The organism is Robbsia andropogonis (genome assembly GCF_000970345.1).
Classification (GTDB): Bacteria; Pseudomonadota; Gammaproteobacteria; order Burkholderiales; family Burkholderiaceae; genus Robbsia; species Robbsia andropogonis.
In genome coordinates this window covers 1-708 of the sequence record NZ_LAQU01000230.1, presented here as the reverse complement: position 1 = coordinate 708, position 708 = coordinate 1, and the positions used below count along the sequence as shown (strand labels likewise).

General features: G+C 54.9%; 2 protein-coding genes and 1 pseudogene. 1 reads left to right on the top strand and 2 read right to left on the bottom strand.

Going from position 1 to position 708, the window contains the following annotated elements; translation table 11 throughout:
- The coding region (locus tag WM40_RS31990) for a hypothetical protein (RefSeq protein WP_236693739.1) at window positions 1-256 on the top strand (256 nt) is incomplete at its 5' end.
- An 86-nt stretch (window positions 257-342) separates the two neighbouring features.
- Here the strand turns inward: WM40_RS31990 and WM40_RS30575 are convergent.
- The gene (locus WM40_RS30575) at window positions 343-450 is read right to left on the bottom strand and encodes a PAAR domain-containing protein (RefSeq protein ID WP_269083124.1); all 108 of its coding nucleotides are present in this window, start codon (window positions 448-450) and stop codon (window positions 343-345) included.
- A 14-nt stretch (window positions 451-464) separates the two neighbouring features.
- Window positions 465-708: pseudogene (locus WM40_RS27290) on the bottom strand (hypothetical protein); the annotation flags it as partial.

Sequence of the window (708 nt, the reverse complement as noted above, 5' to 3'; positions counted from 1 at the left end):
TCGATTGTCGATTGTCGATTGTCGGCAAGGATCATGGCCAATCCTTGATCTAACTCCCATGATCACGCGCCAGCCTGAGCGTCTTCCATTAACCCGGCGGGGCACCAAATTCTTCTATCGTCCTGCATGTCTTGCATCGATAGGTATGAACGCCCATGCCGTGAAGGAGATATCCATAGTCCCTGTGTTGTTGCCACTGATGCCTGCCGAAAAAACACTTCACGACGCAAATAATTATTTGGCGCATCATTTTTAACTTGTCGAGAAAAGACGCTGATCACTTGCCCGGAGCACATAAGTCGGACTATTCAGAACACCCGCCGCGGCACCACCCATACGGTTTTATTCCGTGGCCAGGCGCGATATCAATACGGCCCCACAGCACGTTTTATGCCTGTCGAGCGCAACCGCCTTACCACCAACAATGAAAGTCGAATTGCCTTCGACGATTAGAAGGTCAATGATCAGTTAAGACGGTCCGGCCGTACGATCGTCGGTCCCACGAAAATCAACTTACGCAGCGCTGCCTGCGGCCCATGCGGCTGCATCCTGAAGTGCGGTCGTCGCCAATGCCCTCGAACCTCGTGATGCTCTCCGTCTCCTCCGAGTGACGGTGCCAGCCCCGCATCCAGGATCGCCGGGCCGACAATATGCCGGTCATAGAGTTGTTCGATCTCAGCCAGTCGCTCGGCTCGCCGGCGCTTGCCG